The organism is Variovorax sp. GW458-11-26-14-LB1 (genome assembly GCF_059423965.1).
The window spans coordinates 12,481-32,339 of the sequence record NZ_JBWKYW010000034.1 but is presented as its reverse complement, the minus strand read 5'-3'; the positions used below and the strand labels follow the sequence as shown (position 1 = coordinate 32,339).

18 protein-coding genes are annotated in these 19,859 nt (G+C 69.1%); 9 read left to right on the top strand and 9 right to left on the bottom strand.

What is annotated here, in order from left to right; genetic code table 11:
• The first annotated feature begins 47 nt into the window (after window positions 1–47).
• From AC07YS_RS21030 to AC07YS_RS20990, 9 genes are all read left to right on the top strand, one after another.
• Window positions 48–1,028 (top strand): Bug family tripartite tricarboxylate transporter substrate binding protein, encoded by a 981-nt coding sequence (locus AC07YS_RS21030; protein WP_159273553.1) that lies wholly within the window; start codon window positions 48–50, stop codon window positions 1,026–1,028.
• 85 nt (window positions 1,029–1,113) lie between these two features.
• Window positions 1,114–2,091, top strand: coding sequence for a Bug family tripartite tricarboxylate transporter substrate binding protein (locus AC07YS_RS21025; protein WP_489060137.1), 978 nt, complete (start codon window positions 1,114–1,116; stop codon window positions 2,089–2,091).
• On the top strand, window positions 2,091–3,452 hold the full coding sequence (locus AC07YS_RS21020) for an FAD-dependent oxidoreductase (RefSeq protein WP_495268985.1): 1,362 nt from the start codon (window positions 2,091–2,093) through the stop codon (window positions 3,450–3,452). Before AC07YS_RS21025 ends, AC07YS_RS21020 begins: the two co-directional genes overlap by 1 nt.
• Before the next feature lie 54 nt (window positions 3,453–3,506).
• Window positions 3,507–4,202 carry a hypothetical protein gene (locus tag AC07YS_RS21015; protein ID WP_235926906.1) on the top strand — a complete coding sequence of 232 codons (696 nt, stop codon included), beginning with the start codon at window positions 3,507–3,509 and terminating at the stop codon, window positions 4,200–4,202.
• A 95-nt stretch (window positions 4,203–4,297) separates the two neighbouring features.
• Window positions 4,298–5,212, top strand: coding sequence for an acyl-CoA thioesterase (locus AC07YS_RS21010; protein ID WP_062476073.1), 915 nt, complete (start codon window positions 4,298–4,300; stop codon window positions 5,210–5,212).
• Window positions 5,213–5,255: 43 nt separating this feature from the next.
• The gene (locus AC07YS_RS21005) at window positions 5,256–5,864 is read left to right on the top strand and encodes a glutathione S-transferase (protein ID WP_489060129.1); all 609 of its coding nucleotides are present in this window, start codon (window positions 5,256–5,258) and stop codon (window positions 5,862–5,864) included.
• A gap of 3 nt (window positions 5,865–5,867) precedes the next feature.
• Window positions 5,868–6,506 carry an SMI1/KNR4 family protein gene (locus tag AC07YS_RS21000; RefSeq protein WP_495268986.1) on the top strand — a complete coding sequence of 213 codons (639 nt, stop codon included), beginning with the start codon at window positions 5,868–5,870 and terminating at the stop codon, window positions 6,504–6,506.
• Window positions 6,507–6,539: 33 nt separating this feature from the next.
• Window positions 6,540–7,244, top strand: a complete 705-nt coding sequence (locus tag AC07YS_RS20995) for an SDR family oxidoreductase (RefSeq protein WP_070063433.1) — start codon at window positions 6,540–6,542, stop codon at window positions 7,242–7,244.
• Between the two features lie 17 nt (window positions 7,245–7,261).
• Entirely contained in the window at window positions 7,262–7,870 is a 609-nt protein-coding gene (locus tag AC07YS_RS20990) for a methyltransferase domain-containing protein (RefSeq protein WP_495268987.1), read from the top strand.
• A 22-nt stretch (window positions 7,871–7,892) separates the two neighbouring features.
• Here AC07YS_RS20990 and AC07YS_RS20985 read toward each other — a convergent pair whose 3' ends face one another.
• The 9 genes from AC07YS_RS20985 to AC07YS_RS20945 form a co-directional block, all read right to left on the bottom strand.
• Window positions 7,893–8,621 (bottom strand): ABC transporter ATP-binding protein, encoded by a 729-nt coding sequence (locus AC07YS_RS20985; protein ID WP_062476058.1) that lies wholly within the window; start codon window positions 8,619–8,621, stop codon window positions 7,893–7,895.
• Window positions 8,618–9,373: an ABC transporter ATP-binding protein gene (locus AC07YS_RS20980; protein WP_495268988.1), complete on the bottom strand. Its 756-nt coding sequence runs from the start codon at window positions 9,371–9,373 to the stop codon at window positions 8,618–8,620. The genes AC07YS_RS20985 and AC07YS_RS20980 overlap by 4 nt, the downstream gene beginning before the upstream one ends.
• The gene (locus AC07YS_RS20975) at window positions 9,370–10,359 is read right to left on the bottom strand and encodes a branched-chain amino acid ABC transporter permease (protein ID WP_492733465.1); all 990 of its coding nucleotides are present in this window, start codon (window positions 10,357–10,359) and stop codon (window positions 9,370–9,372) included. The genes AC07YS_RS20980 and AC07YS_RS20975 overlap by 4 nt, the downstream gene beginning before the upstream one ends.
• Complete coding sequence (locus AC07YS_RS20970; RefSeq protein WP_062476050.1) at window positions 10,356–11,276, bottom strand: branched-chain amino acid ABC transporter permease; 921 nt, start codon at window positions 11,274–11,276, stop codon at window positions 10,356–10,358. The genes AC07YS_RS20975 and AC07YS_RS20970 overlap by 4 nt, the downstream gene beginning before the upstream one ends.
• A 16-nt stretch (window positions 11,277–11,292) precedes the next feature.
• Entirely contained in the window at window positions 11,293–12,498 is a 1,206-nt protein-coding gene (locus AC07YS_RS20965; protein WP_447740380.1) for an ABC transporter substrate-binding protein, read from the bottom strand.
• A 157-nt stretch (window positions 12,499–12,655) separates the two neighbouring features.
• Window positions 12,656–12,895 (bottom strand): F0F1 ATP synthase subunit C, encoded by a 240-nt coding sequence (gene atpE, locus AC07YS_RS20960; RefSeq protein WP_062476044.1) that lies wholly within the window; start codon window positions 12,893–12,895, stop codon window positions 12,656–12,658.
• A gap of 145 nt (window positions 12,896–13,040) precedes the next feature.
• The gene (locus AC07YS_RS20955; protein WP_495268989.1) at window positions 13,041–17,762 is read right to left on the bottom strand and encodes an Ig-like domain-containing protein; all 4,722 of its coding nucleotides are present in this window, start codon (window positions 17,760–17,762) and stop codon (window positions 13,041–13,043) included.
• A gap of 211 nt (window positions 17,763–17,973) precedes the next feature.
• Window positions 17,974–18,825, bottom strand: coding sequence for a class I fructose-bisphosphate aldolase (locus AC07YS_RS20950; RefSeq protein ID WP_070063426.1), 852 nt, complete (start codon window positions 18,823–18,825; stop codon window positions 17,974–17,976).
• Window positions 18,826–18,875: 50 nt separating this feature from the next.
• A complete protein-coding gene (locus AC07YS_RS20945; RefSeq protein WP_495268990.1) occupies window positions 18,876–19,856 on the bottom strand; it encodes an aldo/keto reductase in 981 nt (326 codons plus the stop codon).
• Window positions 19,857–19,859 lie beyond the last annotated feature (3 nt).

Here is a 19,859-nt window from a genome sequence, read left to right as displayed (position 1 = left end):
TTTCACCCGATCCCTACCAACGAGGCCGAAGGCCCAGGAGACACCCAATGAACTTTCCGCGCGCATTGCTGACGACCGCCGTCCTGGCCCTGACCGCCGCCTCCGGCGCCTGGGCGCAGGGCAGCGATTACCCGAGCAAGCCGGTGACGCTGATCACCCCGTTCGCGGCCGGCAGCGGCCCCGACGCGGTGCTGCGGCTCGTGTCCGACAAGCTCTCTCGCCTGTGGAACCAGCGCGTGGTGGTCGACAACCGGCCTGGTGGCGGCGGCTTCATCGCCATCGACCAGGCGCGCCGCGCCGCGCCCGACGGCTACACGCTGCTGCAGCTGGACAGCGAGCACATCGCCGCGCTGCCGCACCTGTACAAGTCGCGCAACTTCGTGACCTTGCAGCACTTCGACCCGGTCGCCTCGCTGTTCCGCACGCCCTTCTTCGTGGCCGTGGGCACCGAGTCGAAGTGGAAGACCATGGGCGACCTGATCGCCGCCGCCAAGGCCAACCCCGAAGGCATCGTCTACGGCTCGTGGGGCGTCGGCAGCCCGGGCCACCTGGGCGCGCAGCAGCTCGAGGCGCTCACGGGCATCCGCATGCGGCACGCGCCGTACCGCGAGGTGTCTCAGCTGTATTCCAACGTGGGCACCGGCGAGGTGCCGTGGGCCTTTGCGAGCATCCCGTCGAGCCAGGGCATCTACAAGGCCGGCAAGCTGCGCTACATCGCCGTGGCCGCGCCCAAGCGCATCCCGCAGATGCCCGACGTGCCCACCATGGCCGAGGCCGGCGGCCCGGCTTCGCTGGAGGTCAACTCCTTCGTGTCGCTGCTGGCACCCAAGGGCGTGTCGGCGGCCGTCAAGGCCAGGATCAACGCCGACGTGGCCAAGGTGATTGCGGACCCCGACATCCGCGCCCGCTTCGACACCTTCGCCTTCGAGCCGCTGGCCTGGTCGCCCGAAGAAATCGAGCGCAACGCCGAGGCCAAGTCGAAGGTGTACGGGGAGCTGGTGCGCCGGGGCAACATCAGCCTCGACTGACGAGGGTGCGCCTTGCCCAGGGCTCGGCGCGCCAGTTAAGCTGGCTCTCTTTGCATTTTTGTTTACCTTTTAACTGTCTTTTTCCATGCAAGCCACCAAGAGAGCCCTCCTGATCGCCTGCGGCCTGGCCGCCACCGCGGCGCTGCCGCTGTCCGCCAGCGCCGACACCCCCGCGTGGCCGACCAAGCCGATCCGCCTGCTGGTGGGTTTCCCGGGCGGCTCCACGCCCGACATCGCGGCGCGCACCATCGCCGAGCCGCTGTCCCGCGCGCTGGGCCAGCCGGTCGTGGTGGACAACAAGGCCGGCGCCTCGGGCAACATCGCGGCCGACCAGGTGGCCAAGGCCACCGACGACCACACGCTGGGCATCGTCATCAACGGCAACCTCACGTCGTCGAAGATGCTGTACCCCAAGCTGCCGTACGACCCCGCGAAAGACTTCACGTACCTGTCGCTCATCGCCACCGCGCCGCTGGTGCTCGTGGCGCAGAACAGCCTGCCCTCGGGCACCGCCTTCTTCGATGCCGCGCGCCAGGCCGGCGACAAGTGGAACTACGGCTCGGTGGGCGTGGGCTCGGTCGGCCACCTGGGCATGGAGCTGCTCAAGAGCCGCGTGAACGGCTTCAAGCCCGAGCACGTGCCCTACCAGGGCAACCCGCAGGTCGTCACCGGCATGCTGGGCGACCAGGTGCAGATGGGCCTGATCCCGCCGGGCGTGGCCATGCCGCAGATCCGCGCCGGCAAGCTCAAGGCCGTGGGCCTCACGGGCGGGCGCAGCGCGCTGGTGCCCGAGATCGCCCCGCTGGCCGACGCCGGCGTGAAAGACTTCAACCTCGAGGTGTGGGTGGCGCTGCTCGGCCCGGCCAGCCTGTCGAAGACCGCGCAGGCACGCATCAGCCGCGAGATCGAGATCGTCATGAAAGACCCCGACGTGCGCCGCAAGCTCTTCGAGCAAGGCTGGCAGGCCGTGGGCACCTCGCCCGACGGCATGCGCACGCGCGTGAAGGAAGAGGCGGCGATCATGAGCAAGATCATTTCGACCCGCGGCATCAAGCTCCAGTGATGGCGACGACGCAGCAACCACACACCCTGACCGAACCGGCGCGCGCGCTGCCGGTGTTCGGCGACTTCGACGTGGCCGTGGTCGGCGGCGGCCCCGCCGGCATTGCCGCCGCCGTGAGCGCCGCGCGCCACGGCGCGCGCACGCTGCTGGTGGAGCGCTACGGTTTTCTCGGCGGCATGGGCACCGCGGGCGGCGTGACCAACTTCGCGGGCCTGTACGGCAAGCGCCGCGGCGAGATGACGCAGCTGGTGCGCGGCGTGGTCGACGACCTCATCGACCGCATCGCCGGCTTCAACGGCATGAACGCGCCGCAGAACGGCATGGGCGGGCGCATCTGCGTGCGCTCGTACGACACCTCGGCCTACAAGCTGGCCGCCGACCAGCTGCTCGAAGCGGCCGGCGTGCAGATGCTGTTCCACGCGTATGCCGCGGCGGTGCTGCACGACGGCGCGCGCATTGCTGCGCTGGTGGTCGAAACCAAGTCGGGCCGCCAGGCGATCCGCGCCAATGCCTTCATCGACGCCAGCGGCGACGCCGACGTGGCGGCCTTCGCGGGCGTGCCCTTCGAAGTGGGCGACGGCCACGGCAGCGGGCTGTTCCCGACCACCATGTTCCGCATCGGCCAGGTCGACGCGCCGGCCGCGCTGGAAGCGGTGGGCGAGTTCTCAGCCATCAACGGCTTCATGGCGCGTGCCGAGCAGCAGCATCCGGGCAAGTACAGCTTTCCGCGCGAGGGCGCGATCCTGCGGCCCAACAAGGACCCGCGCGAGTGGCGCGCCAACGTCACGCAGATCCGCAACGCCGAAGGCCGCGCGATGAACGGCGTCGATGCGCGCGAGCTCAGCGACGGCGAGCTCGAAGGCCGGCGCCAGATCGCCGCGTACTTCAAGTTCCTGCAGGCCGAGGTGCCGGGCTTCGCGCCGTCGGCCATCGTGGAGATCGCGCCCCAGGTCGGCATCCGCGAGACGCGCCGCATCCAGGGCCTGTACGCGCTCGGGCGCGAGGACATCCTCGGCTCGGCCACCTTCGACGACACCATCGGCCTGAACGCCTGGCCGATGGAAATGCACGCCGACGGCCGCATCGAGTGGGCCTTCCCGCGCGACGAAGCCAACGCCTACAACCACCTGCCGTGGCGCATGCTGGTGCCGCAGACGCTCGACAATCTGCTCGTGGCCGGGCGCTGCGCCTCGATGACGCACGAAGGCCAGTCGGCCGCGCGCGCCAGCGGCGGCTGCTTCGTCATGGGGCAGGCGGCGGGCACCGCGGCGGCTTCGCTGGGCAGCGGGCGCTTCGGGGCGATCGACGTGGCGGCGCTGCAGAAAAAGCTGGCGGCCGACGGCGTCGACCTGGACCGTTGAGCGCGGCGCGGCGCTAGAGTCCGGGGCTGGATGAACTCGAACCCCGGACACACCGTGCCTCTTTCTTCTTCGTTGTCGACCCCCGCGCGTCGGCTCTTCCTGGCGCTGGCCTGCGCCGCCTTCGGCCTGCTGCAGGTGGGCTGCGCCAGCACCCCCGAGGGCGACCCCGTGCACGGCAAGGACCGCGTGCTGAGCTTCGTGGCGGCCAAGGACGGCCGCAAGGTCGCCATCGCCGGCGAGAACTACCACTACGTGTTCGACGGCGACCCGTCCGTGGCCGCGCTGCTGCGCTGGGACGGCCGCACCAAGGTCACGCCCGCGCTCATCGGCGAACTGAAGGTGGCGCGCAACCAGAGCTTCGAAGGCCAGTACGTGCTGATGGCCTTCGACGCCGACCTGACCCCCGAAGACCGCAACTTCCTCGTCCAGACCGGTTTCGCGAAGGCCGAGGTGAAGTACGGCGACCGCACCGGGCCGGTGCTGCGCTACTTCGGCACGGTCTACGGCAAGCGCTACGCGGCGGTGGCGCTGAAGTCGGCCGACACGGTCGATTTCTCGCGCCGCCAGTACCTGAAGTACGTCGAGCAGGAAACGCTCAGCGGCCCCTTCACCCAGGCCGCGCGTTCGCCGCTGGCGTACGGCGCCGACGGCGCGATGCTGCTGGGCGGCGTGCCGGTGCGCATGGTGGACGGTGGCACCGACCACGGCTGCAGCCTGCGCCTGATGCTGGACATCTGCTTCTTCAAGTAGGCCCGCCGGGCGCCGCTGACCGGGCCGCGACAGCGCGCGGGCCCGGCCTTTGCTATCGTCGTGGATTGCTTTTCTGCGCCGAATCCCTTCCCCCGATGACCCCCGAACCCGTCCTTGCCGCCCGCCTCGTTGCCGACCTCGTCGCCCTCATGCAGCTCGAACCGCTGGGCGGCGACCGCTTCCTGGCCCAGAGCGAGGACATCGGCACGCCCGCCGTCTTCGGCGGCCAGGTGCTCGGCCAGTCGCTCATGGCCGCCAGCCTCACGGTGGGCGCCGAACGCCCGGTGCATTCGATGCACGCCTACTTCCTGCTGCCCGGCGAGCACGCGCCCATCGAGTACAGCGTCGACCGCGTGCGCGACGGCCGCAGCTTCACCACGCGCCATGTGGTGGCGCGCCAGCAGGACCGCATCATTTTCGAGATGTCGGCCTCGTTCCAGACCGTGGACGAGGGCGTCGAGCACCAGTTCCCCATGCCCGCCGTCGAAGGCCCCGAGGGCCTGACCAGCGAACTCGACCAGCGCATCGCGCTCGGCGACCGCTTGCCCGAACCCTGGCGCTCCAAGGCCATCCAGCCGCACGGCATCGAGTACCGGCGCGTCGATCCCGAAGACCTGCTGCGGCCCGAGGTGCGTCCCACCGAGAACCAGAGCGCCATCTGGATGCGCGCCATCGCGCCGCTGCCCGACGACCTGACGGTGCACCGCGCGCTGCTGGCCTACGCCTCCGACCACGGCCTGCTGCGCGCCGCCATGCTGCCGCACGGCCTGAGCTTCATGAGCGGCCAGGTGCGCCCCGCCAGCCTGGACCACGCGATGTGGTTCCACCGCGATTTCCGTTTCGACGACTGGCTGCTCTACGTGGTCGACTCGCCCAGCGCGGGCGGTGCGCGCGGCCTGTGCCGCGGCAGCCTCTACACGCGCGACGGCCGCCTCGTGGCTTCGGCGGCGCAAGAGGGCATGCTGCGCATCCGCAAGCCGGGATCGCCGCGCACGCCGATCACGGGCTGAACGGCCTGCCTCCTTTTTCAACACCTACTCGATCACTCCGGCCATGAAGATCTTCTTCTCTCCCGCGTCTCCCTTCGTGCGCAAGTGCATGGTCGTGGCCCACGAACTGGGCGTGGCCGACCGCATCGAGAAGCTGCCCAGCGCGGCCGGCCCGGTGAAGCGCGACGCCCGCATCCTGCCGACCAACCCGCTGGGCCAGGTGCCGACCTTTCTCACCGACGACGGCCAGGCGCTGTTCGACAGCCGCGTGATCTGCGAGTACCTCGACACCATGCATGCCGGCGGCCTGTTCCCGGCCAGCGGGCCTGCGCGCTGGGCGCGCCTGACCGAGCTGTCGCTGGCCGACGGCATGACCGGCGCCGCGCTGCTCGCGCGCTACGAGACCATGCTGCGGCCCGAGGCGCTGCGCTGGAGCGACTGGACCGACGGCCAGCTCGACAAGGTGCGTACCGGCCTCGAATGGCTGGAAGCGGCGGCGCCGTCGTTCGGCGATCGCGTCGACATCGGCACCATCGCCTTCGGTTGCGCGCTGGGCTACATGGACTTCCGCTTTCCCTCGGTGGACTGGCGCGCCCAGGCGCCGAACAGCGCGAAGTGGTTCGCTGCGTTCAACCACCGGCCATCGATGCAGGCCACGTTGCCGACGGCCTGAGCGATGACGTTCGACGATCTCTCGCGCCGCACCGGCATCGAAATTCCCCCGCTGCTGCAACAGCTCCTCGCCAGCGGGCCGCCCGATCTGGTCGGCTTCCCCGACTTCGAGTGGCTGGACGCCGAGCAGGCGGCCAACGACCTCGACGAGTGGCTCGACGCCAAGTGGCAGGACGGCCGCCGCTTCCTGCCCTTTGCGCAATCGGGCGCGGGCGACGCCTACTGCCTCGTGCCGCTGGACGGCGGCGCCGTGGGCGTGGCCTTCGTGTGGCACGACAACGAGGAAAGCAGCGTCGGCCACGGCTCGTTCGCCGATTTCGTCTGCGCGAAATTCCTGGAAGCCTTCGTCGACCTGAGCTACCTCAGCGACTGGGACCTGTCCGAGCCCGAGATGGCCGAGCGCATCGCGGCCGACGTGGTCACCGTCACGGCTTTCATGGACAACACGGAAACCGCCGCCTACCTGCAGGCGCTGAGCCGGCAGCCGCTGGTGTCGCGGCCTTTCAAGACGGGCCCGCGCGCCAGGCCCGAGCAGGTGCCCTCGCTGATGCCGCAGGCCGAGTTCGAGGAAGACCTGAAGCGCTTCACCCTGCAGGACAGCGCGCCTTTCCCCGTGAAAGCGCGCTGGGACATCGAGGGGTAGGCTACGGGGTTTCATCCGAAGGAGGAACCCACCATGTCAGATCAGAAAGTAGCCATCGTCACCGCCGGCGGCAGCGGCATGGGCGCTGCGGCGGCGCGCAAGCTCGCGGACGACGGCTTTCGCGTCGCCATCCTGTCCTCGTCGGGCAAGGGCGAGGCGCTGGCGCAGGAACTCGGCGGCCTCGGCGTCACCGGCTCCAACCAGTCGAACGACGACATCCAGCGCCTCGTGGACAAGGTCATCGCCGAATGGGGCCGCATCGACGTGCTCGTGAACAGCGCCGGACACGGCCCGCGCGCGCCGATCCTGGAGATCAGCGACGACGACTGGCACCGCGGCATGGACGTCTACTTCCTGAGCGCCGTGCGCCCCGCGCGCCTCGTGGCGCCGCACATGGTGAAGCAGGGCGGCGGCGCGATCATCAACATCTCGACCTTCGCCGCCTTCGAGCCCGACCCGGTGTTCCCGACCTCGGGCGTGTTCCGTGCCGGCCTCGCGGCCTTCACCAAGCTCTTCGCCGACCAGTACGCCAAGCACAACGTGCGCATGAACAACGTGCTGCCCGGCTTCATCGACAGCCTGCCCGAGAAAGAAGTGTTCCGCGAACGCATCCCGATGGGCCGCTACGGCCGCAGCGCCGAGATCGCCGCCACCATCGGCTTCCTGGCCTCCGAGGGCGCGGGCTACATCACCGGGCAGAACCTGCGCGTGGACGGCGGCATCACGCGCTCGGTCTGAACCCGGCAAAGGCGCCCATGACCGTCCCCACCCCGGTGCACGAGCACATGGACCGCACCCTTGCGTCCTATGAAGCGTCTGCGCGCGACTACAACGCGATCGTGGCGGGCCACCGGCCGCCCGAGATCGAGGAGGCGGTGCGCCGCATGATGCAACGGGTGCCCGCTGGCGGCACCATGCTCGAGATCGGTTCCGGATCGGGGCAGGACGCCGATTTGGTCGAATCCCTGGGCGGGGTCGTGAGGCGCACCGATGCGGTCCAGGCGTTTCTCGACCTGCAGGCCGAGCGCGGCAAGAAGGGCGAGCTGCTCAATGTCGTCACGGATGCGCTGGGCGGGCCCTGCGACGCGATCCTGGCGATGTGCGTGCTGATCCATGTCGATCGCGCGCAGATCGCGCCGGTGCTGCGCAAGGTGTTCGACGCGCTCGCGCCCGGCGGGGTTTTTCTCGCGGCCATGCGCATCGGCGAAGGCGAGACCCTCGGCGACTACCAGACCGTGTACTGGTCGAAAGACGCGTTCGCCGAAGCGCTGGCGGCCGCGGGCCTTGACCTGCAATGGGGCAGCCAGTGGATCGGCCGCGACGACGTGACGTGGGCCAACTTCCTGGCGTGCCGTCCGCGCTAGCAGCGGACGAACGAGCGAAGGCTTACACGCCCAGGTAGCGCGTCCACAGCGACCGGTCGGCATCGAGCGCGGCCGAGTCACCCTGCCACACCACGCGCCCGCGTTCGAGGATCACATGGCGGTCGGCCAACGGCAGCAGGCGCTGCACGTACTTGTCGACCACCAGGATCGCTTCGCCTTCGGACTTCAGCGTGGCGATGCAGTGCCAGATCTCCTCGCGGATCACCGGGGCCAGGCCCTCGGTGGCTTCATCCAGGATCAGCAGGCGCGGGTGCGTCGACAGCGCGCGCGCAATGGCCAGCATCTGCTGCTCGCCGCCCGAGAGCTGGTTGCCCGCGTTGGCCTTGCGCTCCGACAGGCGCGGAAAGAGCTTGTACAGCGCCTCCACGGTCCAGCGCGGCGCGCTGCCGGGGCGGGGCCGCGCGAAGGCGCGCAGGTGCTCGTCCACGCTGAGGTTGGGGAACACATGGCGCCCCTCGGGCACGATGGCCATGCCGCGCCGCGCGATGGCGTCGGGCCGGTGGCCGCCGATGGCCGCGCCGCAGAACTGCACGCCGCCGCGCATCGGCGCGATCGTGCCGGTCAGCACCTTCAGCAGCGTGCTCTTGCCCATGCCGTTGCGGCCCAGCAGCGCCATCACTTCGCCCGCACCGACGCGCACGTCGATGCCGAACAGCACCTGGCTGGCGCCGTAGCCGGCCTCGATGGCGGTGGCCTCGAGCAGGGTGGATGTCGTGGTCGTCGTGCTCATGCGTGTCCTTCCGCTTCGGTGCCGAGGTACACGGCTTGCACATCGGGGTGGCCCCGCACTTCGTCGGCCGTGCCGCTCATCAGCACCTTGCCCTGCACCAGCACCGTGAGCCGGTTGGCGAGGCGGAACACGGCGTCCATGTCGTGCTCGATGAGCAGGATGGCCATCGAGGCGCGCAGCGATTCGATCAGATCGACCATGCGCGCCGATTCGTCGGGGCCCATGCCGGCCATCGGCTCGTCGAGCAGCAGCAGCTTGGGTTCGGCGGCCAGTGCCAGCGCCACGTCGAGCGCGCGCTGCGCGCCATGCGGCAGCGTGCCCGCGATGCGGTGGCGTTCGCTGCCCAGGCCCACGCGTTCGGCCAGCGCGTGGGCGCGGTCGACCAGGTCGCGTTCGTTCGCACGCGGTGCCAGGAAACGCAGGCTGCTCCCTGCATGGGCCTGCGCCGCGAGCATCAGGTTGTCGTGCACCGTTTCCTTGGCGAACACGCGCGTCACCTGGAAGCAGCGCGACATGCCGGCGGCCACGCGCTGGTGGTCCTTGTAGGCCGTGATGTCCTGCCCGTCGAGCATCAGCCGGCCCGCGTCGGCCTCCAGCAGGCCGGTGATGAGGTTCACCAGCGTGGTCTTGCCCGCGCCGTTGGGACCGATGAGCGCATGCACCTCGCCGCGCTCCACCGTGAGGCTCACGTGGTCGGTCGCCAGCAGGCCGCCGAAGCGCTTGACCAACCCTTCGATTCTGAACAGGCTCATGGCTTGGCGCTCCCTGCGGCCGTTGCAGCGGAAGCCGCTGCTGCTGCGACCGTGCGGCGTTTCGTCGACAGTGCGGCCAGGCCGCGCGGAGCCCAGAGGGCGACGGCGATCAGCAGCAGGCCCAGCGGCATGTGCCAGTGCTCGGTGTGCTGCTTGAGCGCTTCCTCGAGCACCAGCCAGACCACGGCGCCCACCGGCCCGCCCCAGCTGCGGCCCAGGCCGCCGATGACGACCATCACCACCAGCGTGGCCGACTGCGTCCAGTGCATGGTCGCGGGGCTCACGAAGCCGTTGCCACCGGCCAGCAGCGCGCCGGCCAGCCCGGCGATCGCGCCGGCGATGGCGAAGGCCACGAGCTGCAGCCGGAACACCGGGTAGCCCAGTGCGCGCATGCGCGTCTCGTTGTCGCGGATGCCCATCAGCGCATGGCCGAAGCGCGCCTGCGTGGCGCGGTGCAGCCACCACAGCGCGAGCGCCACCACCACGAGCACCACCCAATAGAAGGTCGACTCGTTGCCCAGGTCCAGGCCCGGCAGCAGCGTGGGGCGCGACATCAGCGTGTAGCCGTCGTCGCCGCCGTACTTGCGCAGCGACACGACGACGAAGTACAGCATCTGCGCGAAGGCCAGCGTGGTCATGATGAAGTACACGCCGCGCGTGCGCAGCGCCACCGTGCCGATCAGCGCGGCGACGAGGCCGGCCACCAGCGCGGCCATCGGCCACAGGATCCAGGCCGACATCACGCCGGCGTCGCTGAGCGCCACCACCGTGTAGGCGCCCATGCCGATGAAGCCCGCGTGCCCGAGCGCCACCATGCCGCCGAAGCCGAGGATGAAGTTCAGGCTCGCGGCGGCCAGTGCGACGACGAGCACGCGCCGCACGAAGCCGATGTAGAAGTCGAGCCCGAACAGCGGCGCGACCAGCGGAAAGGCCGCGAGCGCCACGAGGAGCAGCCCGAGGCCGAAGGTGCGTGACGAGGGTTTCATGCGCGGGCGGAGAAGAGGCCCGAGGGCCGGAAGATCAGGACGACGACCATGAGCGCGTACATCGCCACCTCGGCGAACAGCGGCCCCAGGTCGGCCGCCGTGGCGGGCGGCAGCGTGGCGCGCAGCAGCATCGGCACGAAGGCGCGGCCGATGGTGTCGACCACGCCGACCAGCAGCGCGGCCACGAAGGCGCCGCGAACCGAGCCGATGCCGCCGATCACCAGAACCACCAGCGCCGGGATCAGGATGGCTTCGCCCATGCCCACCTGCACCGCGACGATCGGGCCCATGAGCGCGCCGGCCAGCGCGGCCAGCGCCGCGCCGAGCAGGAACACGCCGTTGAAGATGCGGCCCACGCGCACGCCCATCAGCTCGGCCATCGGCCGGTCGGACGCGCCCGCGCGCACCCGCATGCCGATGCGCGTGTGGTTCACCAGCACGTACAGCGCCAGCGCCATCAGCAGGCCGCCTGCGAGCACCACGAGGCGGTACGAGGGGTAGGGCAGGCCGTCCATCAGCTCGACCGGGCCCGAGAGCGCGGCCGGCGTGGGTGCCATCACGGGCGAGGGGCCCCAGATCATCTTGACGATGTCGTCGGCCACCAGGATCACGCCGAAGGTGGCGAGCACCTGCGCCAGGTGGTCGCGCTTGTAGAGGCGGCGCATCAGCAGCACCTCGATGAGCAGCGCCACCACCACGGTGACGAGCACCGCCACCACGATGGCGGCGGCGAACGAGCCGGTGCGCGTGTGCGCCTCGGCCGCCACGTAGGCGCCGGCCATGAACAGCGAGCCGTGCGCCAGGTTCAGCACGTCCATGATGCCGAACACCAGCGTGAGGCCCGCCGCCAGAAGAAAGAGCATCAGGCCGTAGCCGATGCCGTTGAGCAATTGCTCGAGGACGAGGATGCCGCTCATGGAAAGACGAGCCGCATCACTTCATGTTGCACTTGCTGGCGTAGCTGTCGCCGTAGCTTGTCAGCACGGTGTTGATCAGCTTGTTCGTCACCTTGCCTTGCGCGTCCTTGCCGATCACGCGCAGGTAGAAGTTCTCGATGGGGAAGTGGTTGTTGGCGTACTTGAAGGTGCCGCGCGTCGAGGCGTAGTTGGCCTTCTTCAGGGCGGCGACCACGGCGTCGCGGTTCTGCGCGTTGCCACCCGATTGCTTCACGGCGGCGTCCATCGCGAGGATCGCGTCATAGGCCTGCGCGGCGTACACCGACGGGTAGCGGCCGTTGTATTCCTTGCGGAAGGCGGCCACGAAGGCCTTGTTGGCGGCGTTGTCCAGGTCGTGCGCCCAGTGCGAGGTGTTGAACAGGCCGAGCATCGGTTCGCCCACGGCGCCGATCACGTCCTCGTCGGCCGAGAAGCCGCTGGTGACCAGCGTGATGTCCTTGGACAGGCCCGCGCCCACGAACTGCTTGATGAAGTTGATGCCCATCGCGCCGGGCAGGAAGAAGTAGATCGAGTCGGGCTTGGCCGCGCGCAGCTGCGCGAGTTCGGCGGCGTAGTCGATCTGGCCCAGCTTGGTGTACAGCTCGTCGGCCACCTGGCCCTTGAACTGGCGCTTGAAGCCGCCGAGCGCATCCTTGCCGGCCGGGTAGTTGGGGGCGATGAGCACGATCTTCTTGAACGCGCGGTCCTGTGCGAACTTGCCGGCGGCCTCGTGGAACTGGTCGTTCTGGTAGGCGGTGCCGAAGAAGTAGGGGCTGCACTGCGCACCGGCGAACTGGCTCGGGCCGGCGTTGGCCGAGAGGTAGGGCACCTTGGCGTTGAACAGCGTCGGGCCCACGGCCAGCGCCACGTTGGAGCCGATGGGGCCGCTGAAGATGTCGATCTTGTCGCGCTGGATCATGCGGTCGACCAGCTGCTTGGCCTGGTCGGGGCTGCCGGCCATGTCGGCCTGCACGAACTCCACGTCCTGCCCGCCGAGCTTGCCGTTCAGCTGCTTGATGCCGAGCGCGAAGCCGTCGCGCGCCTCGGCGCCCAGGGCCGCGAAAGGCCCCGAGATGTCAAGGGCCAAACCCACCTTGACCGGCGCGGCCACGGCCGACACCGAAGCCCCGAGGGCGGCGCCGCACAGCAGCAGCGAGATCAGGGTGCGCGGCAGCGCGGGCGATTTCAGGAACGTGGGGCGCATCGGGTTCTCCGGCTAGGGAAGGGTTGAGACAACTGAACTGTTGATAGTTAAATACTTTAGCCGTAAACAATTCGGTGTCAACGGTACTAGCACGAATGGTGCCAGTGAACCGTGTCGCCTTCGCCGCGCCGGACCCTCGCCAAAGGTTACGCAAACGTCAACCGAAGGGGCTGGCCGTCGCGAACCAGAGGCCGATGCCCGTTGCGATGATGAAGGCGCCGTCGGTCACGCCCGCGACCAGGAAGAACTTGGTCTGCAGCGTGTCGACCAGCTCGGGCTGGCGCGTCGTCCCTTCGAGAAACTTCTGGCCCACCAGCGCGATGCCGATGCACGAACCCAGTGCGGCAATGCCGATCAGCAGGGCGACGGCGAGCGGAAGGATGTTGAAGCCGGTCATGGTTTTTTCTCCTGGTTGGTGAATCGATGGACCCACTGTTCCAGAACGGGTGCATCGAATCCATGACGCGGGAGGTCATGCGCCAGACGAAAAAAAGGCCGGCCGTCGAAACGGCCGGCCTGGGGTCAGGCGCGAAGCGCAGGGCTTAGGGCAGCTGCGTCCAGTTCTGGTTGTTGCCGCCGTTGCAAGTCCAGGTGATCAGCGCCGTGTCCTGCGTGGTCGAGCCGTTCGGCACGTCCAGGCACGAACCCGAGGCGCGGTTGCGCACCGTGCCGCCCACCAGGCTCCACTGCGCCGTGTTGCCCGACGAGCAGGCCACCTGCACCACGGCCGCGTTTGTGGTCGCCGTGCCGTTCTGTGCCAGGCACAGGCCGCTGTGCTCGGCGATGAACTGCACGTAGCCGCCGGTGACGGGCGTCATCGTGAACTTCTCGTTGCCCGCGTTGCCGCACGGCCATTGCACCGCCGTCGCGCCGCTGGTGGTCGAGGCGCCCTTGATGTTCACGCACATCGTCGGGTTGAGGTCGGAGCGCAGCCGCGTGACCACCGCCGGGGCGGTGTCCTGCGAGCGCACGTACTCGCGCAGCGCCACCACGTCGTTCGCCGGCAGGCTGGAGGCGTTGCCGTGGCCGCCCGCGAGCAGGTCCTGGAGCGTGGCCGCCTGGCCGTTGTGGAAGAACGCGGTGGTGTTCCAGGTGCCCGACAGGGTCGGCGTGTCGAAGCCCACGCCCGCCAGCGGCTGGTTGCTGCCCTTGCCCGACGAGGCCTGGATGGTGCCCACGTCGTGCCGCAACCCGTCGCGGAAGGTGGCGCCCGTGTGGCAGGTGGCGCACTGGGCCGTGTTGAACACGGTCTGTCCGCGCACCGCGTCCACGCTCAGGCTGCCGTCCGCGGCGCGTGCCGGGCTGCGCATGTACTTGTTGAGCGAACCCAGGTACACGGCCAGGTCGTCCAACTGCGCGCTCTTGCCGGCCTTCGGGGCGCCCAGCGGGGCCTGCGTGGCGGCCCAGTCGGCGTTGCTCAGGAAGCCGGTGCCGCCGAACTCGTTGCGGATGTCGTTCTCGAAGTCCTGCACTTCGTCGAAGTTGGCCGTCCAGTGCAGCTTGCCGTGGCTGGTGCCGCGCCGCCCCTGCAGGCTGATGGTGCGGCGCAGGCCTTCGCCGCGCTGGGTGAAGTCCCACACCATGCCGTCGTCGCCGCCGTCCGCGTGGCAGCTGGCGCAGGAGATGTAGTTGTCCTTGCTCATGCGCCGGTCGGCCGCGTTGTAGAACACCTGCTTGCCGCGCAGCGCCGCGGCCGCCATCGGCTCCTGCGCCACGGTGGCCACGTTCTGCAGGAAGATCGCCGCGTTGGTCTCGGCCGACAGCACCTTCGCCACGTCGTGCACCGACACCGAGCGCGCCAGGAAGTTGTTCACGAACAACCGCTTGCGCGCCGCATCGAGGTACAGGCCGTGCGGGGCGCTGCTGGCGTTGATCTCGCCGCGAATCGCGCGGGTGTAGCTGTCGACGATGGCGACGCGGTTGCCTTCCATCTGCGCCACGAACAGGTAGTCGCCGGCCGGCGAATACAGCGCGGCGCGCGCGGGGGCGCGGTCGTCGAAGTCGATCTGCTCGGAGAACACCTCGGCGGCGCTTTGCAGGTTCACCTGCGACAGGATGGAGCGCACCGTCTGGTCGTGTGGCAGGTCTTTGCCGTCGCGGAAGCGGCCGCGCACGATGTTGTCCTTCTTCGACGGCAGCACGGCGCGCGATCCGTCGGGCGAGATCACCACCTGGCTCAGGTAGTTGGCCACGCCGCGCGCGCGGCTCTCGGTGTCGACGGTCGTGGTGTCCACCGGCAGCGGGATGGTCTGCAGCGCGGTCAGCGACTGCAGGTTCACCTTGTGCAACTGGCCGCCCGTCATCTTCGACTTGAAGCGCGTGACGTAGGCCACCTGCGAGTCGGCGCTCACGGCGATGCCGCGCACGCCGCCCTCGAGCGCCAGCGCACCGGTGGTGGCGCCGTTGCTGGGGTCGAAGCTCATGAGCACCGACTTGCTTTCCAGCGTGAGCAGGCCCTTGGCGCCGTTGGGCGTGAAGGCCACGCCGTACGGGCCGCTGCCGTAGGCCAGCGGCACCGACACCGACTGCGAGCCGTCGGCGGCGTTGAGCGCCACCAGCTTGTCCTCGCCCTGCACCGCGACCCAGATGCGGCCGTCGGGGCCGACGGCCAGCGTCTTGGCCTCGTCGCCCACGCGCACTTCCCACAGCTTGGCGAGGGTCTGCGCGTCGATGGCGGCCACCGTGCCGCTGTCGGGGTTCACCGAGTACACCCGGCTCGCATCGCCCACGATGTTGGTCGTGTGCGTGGGCGCGGTCGCGGTGACCGGCGCGATGACGGTCACGTTGTAGGTGTAGTAGGTCTCGCGGCCGCTGCTGTCCTTCACCGTCAGGGTCACCGTGTAGTGGCCCGGGGTGGTGTAGGTGTAGCTGGCGTTGGGCTGGTTCGAGAACGCCGTCTGCGTGCCGTTGCCGAAGTTCCAGCGGAACTGCACGCCGCTGGCGCCGAGCGTCGCGGGGTTGAAGCTCAGCTGGCCGTTGACCAGCTTGGGCCCGCCGCCCAGGCCCGGGTCGCCGATGATGGCCTGGCCGCGCAGCGTGTCCACCTCGGCCTGGCCGAGCACGCGGCCGTACACGCGCACCTCGGCCAGCGTGCCCTTGAAGAGCGCGGTGTTGCCCTGGATCTGGCCCATGACCTGGAACTTGGTCGACAGGCCCTTGGTGCCGGTCGGCCCGGTCGATGTGGTCTTCACTCCGTCGACGTACACCGCCTGCGCGCCCGAAGCCGCGTCGCGCGTGAGCACGACGTGGTGCCAGTTGCCGTCGTTCACGGCCGCGGTGGAGGTGGTGCCGCCGTCATTGCCCACCGAGAGCTTGATGCGCCCGCCGGTGTCCAGCCAGCCCCAGAACACGTCGTCGGTGCCGCCCGACTGGTCGCGACCGAAGATGCCGGGCGCGGTCCACGAGTTGGCAGCGCCGGCCTGCGTGGTCTTCATGTAGAAGCTCAGCGAGGCGGTTCCACCCAGCGCGCTGGCCACGGTGTCGTTCTTCAGCGGCACGCCCGCGGTGCGGTTCGCGAAGTTCAGACCGATGCTCTCGAACGCGTCGCCGGTGGCGGGCGTGCCGTTGTTGGCGCCGATCTGGTCGCCCAGGTTGCCCGTCAGCGGCCAGTGGTGCATCAGGTTGATGTCGCTGGCGTTGCCGGTGTTGAAGGTGGAGCGGTAGTCGGCGCCGATGGCGTTGCCCGCATAGTCCTTCACGCCGTTGGCCGGCAGGAACACCTCATAGCTGGTGCCCGGCAGCAGCGGCTGCGCGGGATGGAAGTTGACGATGCCCAGCTGCACGCTGTAGGTGCCCGCCAGCGTGTTGCCGCCCACCGGGCGCACGATGAAGGTGTTGCTGTTCACGCTCTCCGGCAGGATGTTGTCGGTCATGCCCAGGCCGATGCGCGAGCTGAGGGCCTGCTGCTTCGCACCGTTGGCGGGCGAGACCTGCTTCACTTCGGGCTTGGTGGTGTCGGGGTCCACCGCGTGCACGACGAAGCCGCTGCCCGAGCCGTGGTCGTTGCCCACGAAGACGAGGTTGCCGAACATCGCGACCTGGCCGTTGTCCGAATGCGAGAAGTTCGGGTCGTCCTCGCGCAGGATGCTGCCGCGGCCCACCTCCACGTGGTTGAGCGGGTTGCTCACGTCCACCTTGTGGATGCGGGTCTGCGCCCCCTGGATGACGTAGTTGTCCTGCGTGGCGCAGTACAGCTGCTCGTCGATGACGAGCCGGTTGTCCTCGGCCACGAAGCGCGAGCGGTCGCTCAGGTCGTAGCTGTACATCTTGGCGCCGCTGCCGCGCGCGGAGGCGTGCACGCTCTTGCCGTCGAAGCAGGTCGCGTAATAGAACGGCGTGGCGCCGGCGATGGAATCGAGCACCTTGGGGTTGAGCGGGTCGGAGATGTCCAGGCTCGCGAAACCGCCGTTGCTTTCCATTGCGGTCAGCACCATGTGGTTGCCCATCGTGAAGATCGGGCCGAGCCGGAAGCCGCCGAGCTCGCCGGTGGGCACCGGGTTGGGCTTGCCGGCGCCGCGGTTGGCGACCACCGCGTTCGCGGGGTCCGTCGCGTCGACGATGAACATGCCCCGGCCGGCCGAGGCCACGTACAGGTAGGGCGCCTGCCACCACAGCTGCCAGGACACGTTCTCGTAGTCGCCCGAGTTGACGCCGGGCAGCACCAGCTTCTTCACCTGCTTGATGTCGTTGATGTCGGTGAAGTCCCAGAACTCGACGCCGTTGATGCTGGGCAGCACGACGTAGGTCTTGCCGCCGATCTTCGCGGTGCCGAAGGAATGCGTCTCGCGGAATTCCTTGGTGCGGCCGCCTGTCGCGTCATCGGGCTCGTAGATCTTCTTGACGAGCCTGATCTGGCGCGGGTTCGACACGTCGTACAGCAGGAAGCCGCCCGGGCCGAGGCCGCTGTCCGGCGCGAAGGAGGTGAGGAAGTAGCCGTTGACCATGATGCCGGCGTTCATGCCGTAGTCCTTGCGGCCCGGGTACGTGGCGGGCACGTCGCGCGCCTCGTAGGCATCGCTGTGCGCCGGGTCGAGCGGGTGCGCGGCGCTGGTGATCATCGACACCGGCTTGAACAGTTCCGCCGAGGTGTAGGTGAGGTTGCCCAGGCCCGGTCCCTGCAGCGGGAGCGGGTCGGCCACGACAGCGGCAGCCGCCGTGGCCATCTTGTTGAGGGTCGTCATCGGACTGACCCCGGTGATTGCCGCATGCGTCAGCAATGTGACGCACGGCACCAGGAACGCCATCAGGAAATACCGGATCTTCATCGTCGCCTCCAGGTTGTTTGAAGTTCGCAGGGAACCCTCTTGTCCTTGGTTCTCTCGAGTCACTCGGTCGCTTGCAGGGAAAGCGCACGCGCAGGCGCGCCCCCGGCGGGCAACGCATGCGTTGTCCGCCGTCCACTTCTTCTTCTGTCTTGCTCTCCCGCTGGTTGGCGCCGGCGCCTTCCGGGTGGAAGGCGTCAGCGCCTGGGCGCTGTTACTTCACGCCGCCCGATTCGTAGAGATTCCAGGCCGCTTCGGCGCTGGCACCGTCGTGGATCATGGCCATCAGTGCGCTCACCACCGCCGAGGGGTTGGCGTGCTGGTAGACGTTGCGGCCGTACACCATGCCGACGGCGCCCTGGTCCAGGAGCACGCGCGAGCGCGCGAACACCTGCTGCAGGTCTTCGCGCCCGCCGCCGCGCACGAGCACGGGGCAACGCGCGGCCTGCACCACGCGGTGGAAGTCGGTGGCGTCGGTGGTGGGGTCGGCCTTGACGATGTCGGCGCCCATCTCGCGCGCCAGGCGCGTGAGCGTGACGATCTTCTCGGCGTCGCCGTCCACCATGTAGCGGCTGGTGGCGGTGGGCGCCTGCATCACGAGCGGCTCGATCATGAGCGGCATGCCGTAGCGGTCGCAGTCGGCGCGCACGCGGGCGATGTTCTGCACGCACTGGCGGAACAGGTCGGGCTCGTCGGGCAGCATGAACAGGTTGACGACCACGCAGGCCGCGTCCCGCTGCACGGCGGGCAGCACCGGGTCGTCCTGGTTCTGCAGCACGGCCCACATCACGCGGTGGTGCACGGCGTTGTAGGGGTTGCCCATGTCCAGGCGCATCACCAGCGCGGGGCGATCGCGCCCGGGCCGGTCCTGCAGCAGGTCGGACTGCCCGTAGTTGAGCTGGATCGCGTCGGGCTTTGCGGCCACGAGCTTGTCGATCACGCCGGGCATGTCCTCCAGGCCGTCCAGGAAGGTGGGTTCGTTGCACACGCCGTGGTCCAGGGCGATGTCCAGGCAGCGGCCGTTGTGCAGCAGGCGGTTGAGCCGCGCGGTCTTGTCTTTCGACATGAAGGAAGAACTCCGTGTTGAGGAAAAAGGAAGGGAAGAAATGCGCGCGCTCAGGCGAGCGCGTCCAGGTGGCGCTTGGCTGCAGCGTCGATGAGCTGCAGGGCTTCGCCGTCGAGCACGACCGCACCGGCGCCGGCGTTTTCAATGGCCTGCTGGCGCACGCGCGCGCCGCACAGCGCCACCGAGACGGTGCCGCGGGCCACGGTCCAGGCGATCATCATCTGGCCGAAGGAGCAGCCCAGGTGCGTGCGCAGCGGCTCCAGCGTGTCGAAGAAGGCCTTGAGCTTCGCGCGGTTGGCTTCGCTGAAGCGTGGGTTGGTGGCGCGCTGGTCGTCGCCCTTGAACTCGCGCGCGGGGTCGATGGGGCCGGCCAGCAGGCCCAGCGCCAGCGACGAGTAGCCCAGCACCGCCACGTTGTGCTCGGCGCACAGCGGCGCCAGCGTGGTCTCGATGCCGCGGTCGATGAGGCTGTAGAGCTCCTGCGCCGCATCGACCGGGCCGTGCTTGAGGTACTCCGACAGGATCTCGGGCGTTGCGTTGCTCACGCCGATGGCGCGGATCTTTCCCTGCTTCTTGAGGGCCAGCAGCGCGTCCATGGTCTCGGCCACGGGCGTCGTGTGGTCCTGCCAGTGCGTGATGTACAGGTCGATGTAGTCGGTCTGCAAGCGCTTCAGGCTCTCTTCGCATTCATGGAAGATCGAATCGCGTCCGAGGTAGCGGTACACCGGGTGCCCGTCTTCCTCGAAGAAGTGCGTGCCCTGCTGCGTGTGCCACACCAGGCCGCACTTGGTGGCGATCACGGCCTCGTGGCGGCGGCCCTTGAGCGCGGTGCCGACGATGCTCTCGGAGCGGCCCAGGCCGTAGGCCGGTGCGGTGTCGATCAGGTTCACACCCGCATCGAGCGAGGCCTGGATGGCGATCACGGCAGCGGCGTTGTCACCGCCGCCCCACATCCATCCGCCCATGGCCCAGGTGCCCAGGCCGATGGCCGAGCTTTCGATGCCCGAGGGGCCCAGGGTGGTTTTCTTCATTTG

Coding starts and splice junctions, on each gene's coding strand:
- AC07YS_RS20975 (WP_492733465.1), bottom strand. CDS start 10,359: ATGAAACCCTCGTCACGCACCTTCGGCCTCGGGCTGCTCCTCGTGGCG.
- AC07YS_RS20955 (WP_495268989.1), bottom strand. CDS start 17,762: ATGAAGATCCGGTATTTCCTGATGGCGTTCCTGGTGCCGTGCGTCACA.
- AC07YS_RS20970 (WP_062476050.1), bottom strand. CDS start 11,276: ATGAGCGGCATCCTCGTCCTCGAGCAATTGCTCAACGGCATCGGCTAC.
- AC07YS_RS21000 (WP_495268986.1), top strand. CDS start 5,868: ATGACGTTCGACGATCTCTCGCGCCGCACCGGCATCGAAATTCCCCCG.
- AC07YS_RS21020 (WP_495268985.1), top strand. CDS start 2,091: ATGGCGACGACGCAGCAACCACACACCCTGACCGAACCGGCGCGCGCG.
- AC07YS_RS21025 (WP_489060137.1), top strand. CDS start 1,114: ATGCAAGCCACCAAGAGAGCCCTCCTGATCGCCTGCGGCCTGGCCGCC.
- AC07YS_RS21030 (WP_159273553.1), top strand. CDS start 48: ATGAACTTTCCGCGCGCATTGCTGACGACCGCCGTCCTGGCCCTGACC.
- AC07YS_RS20945 (WP_495268990.1), bottom strand. CDS start 19,856: ATGAAGAAAACCACCCTGGGCCCCTCGGGCATCGAAAGCTCGGCCATC.
- AC07YS_RS21005 (WP_489060129.1), top strand. CDS start 5,256: ATGAAGATCTTCTTCTCTCCCGCGTCTCCCTTCGTGCGCAAGTGCATG.
- atpE (WP_062476044.1), bottom strand. CDS start 12,895: ATGACCGGCTTCAACATCCTTCCGCTCGCCGTCGCCCTGCTGATCGGC.
- AC07YS_RS20965 (WP_447740380.1), bottom strand. CDS start 12,498: ATGCGCCCCACGTTCCTGAAATCGCCCGCGCTGCCGCGCACCCTGATC.
- AC07YS_RS20985 (WP_062476058.1), bottom strand. CDS start 8,621: ATGAGCACGACGACCACGACATCCACCCTGCTCGAGGCCACCGCCATC.
- AC07YS_RS21010 (WP_062476073.1), top strand. CDS start 4,298: ATGACCCCCGAACCCGTCCTTGCCGCCCGCCTCGTTGCCGACCTCGTC.
- AC07YS_RS20995 (WP_070063433.1), top strand. CDS start 6,540: ATGTCAGATCAGAAAGTAGCCATCGTCACCGCCGGCGGCAGCGGCATG.
- AC07YS_RS20980 (WP_495268988.1), bottom strand. CDS start 9,373: ATGAGCCTGTTCAGAATCGAAGGGTTGGTCAAGCGCTTCGGCGGCCTG.
- AC07YS_RS20990 (WP_495268987.1), top strand. CDS start 7,262: ATGACCGTCCCCACCCCGGTGCACGAGCACATGGACCGCACCCTTGCG.
- AC07YS_RS20950 (WP_070063426.1), bottom strand. CDS start 18,825: ATGTCGAAAGACAAGACCGCGCGGCTCAACCGCCTGCTGCACAACGGC.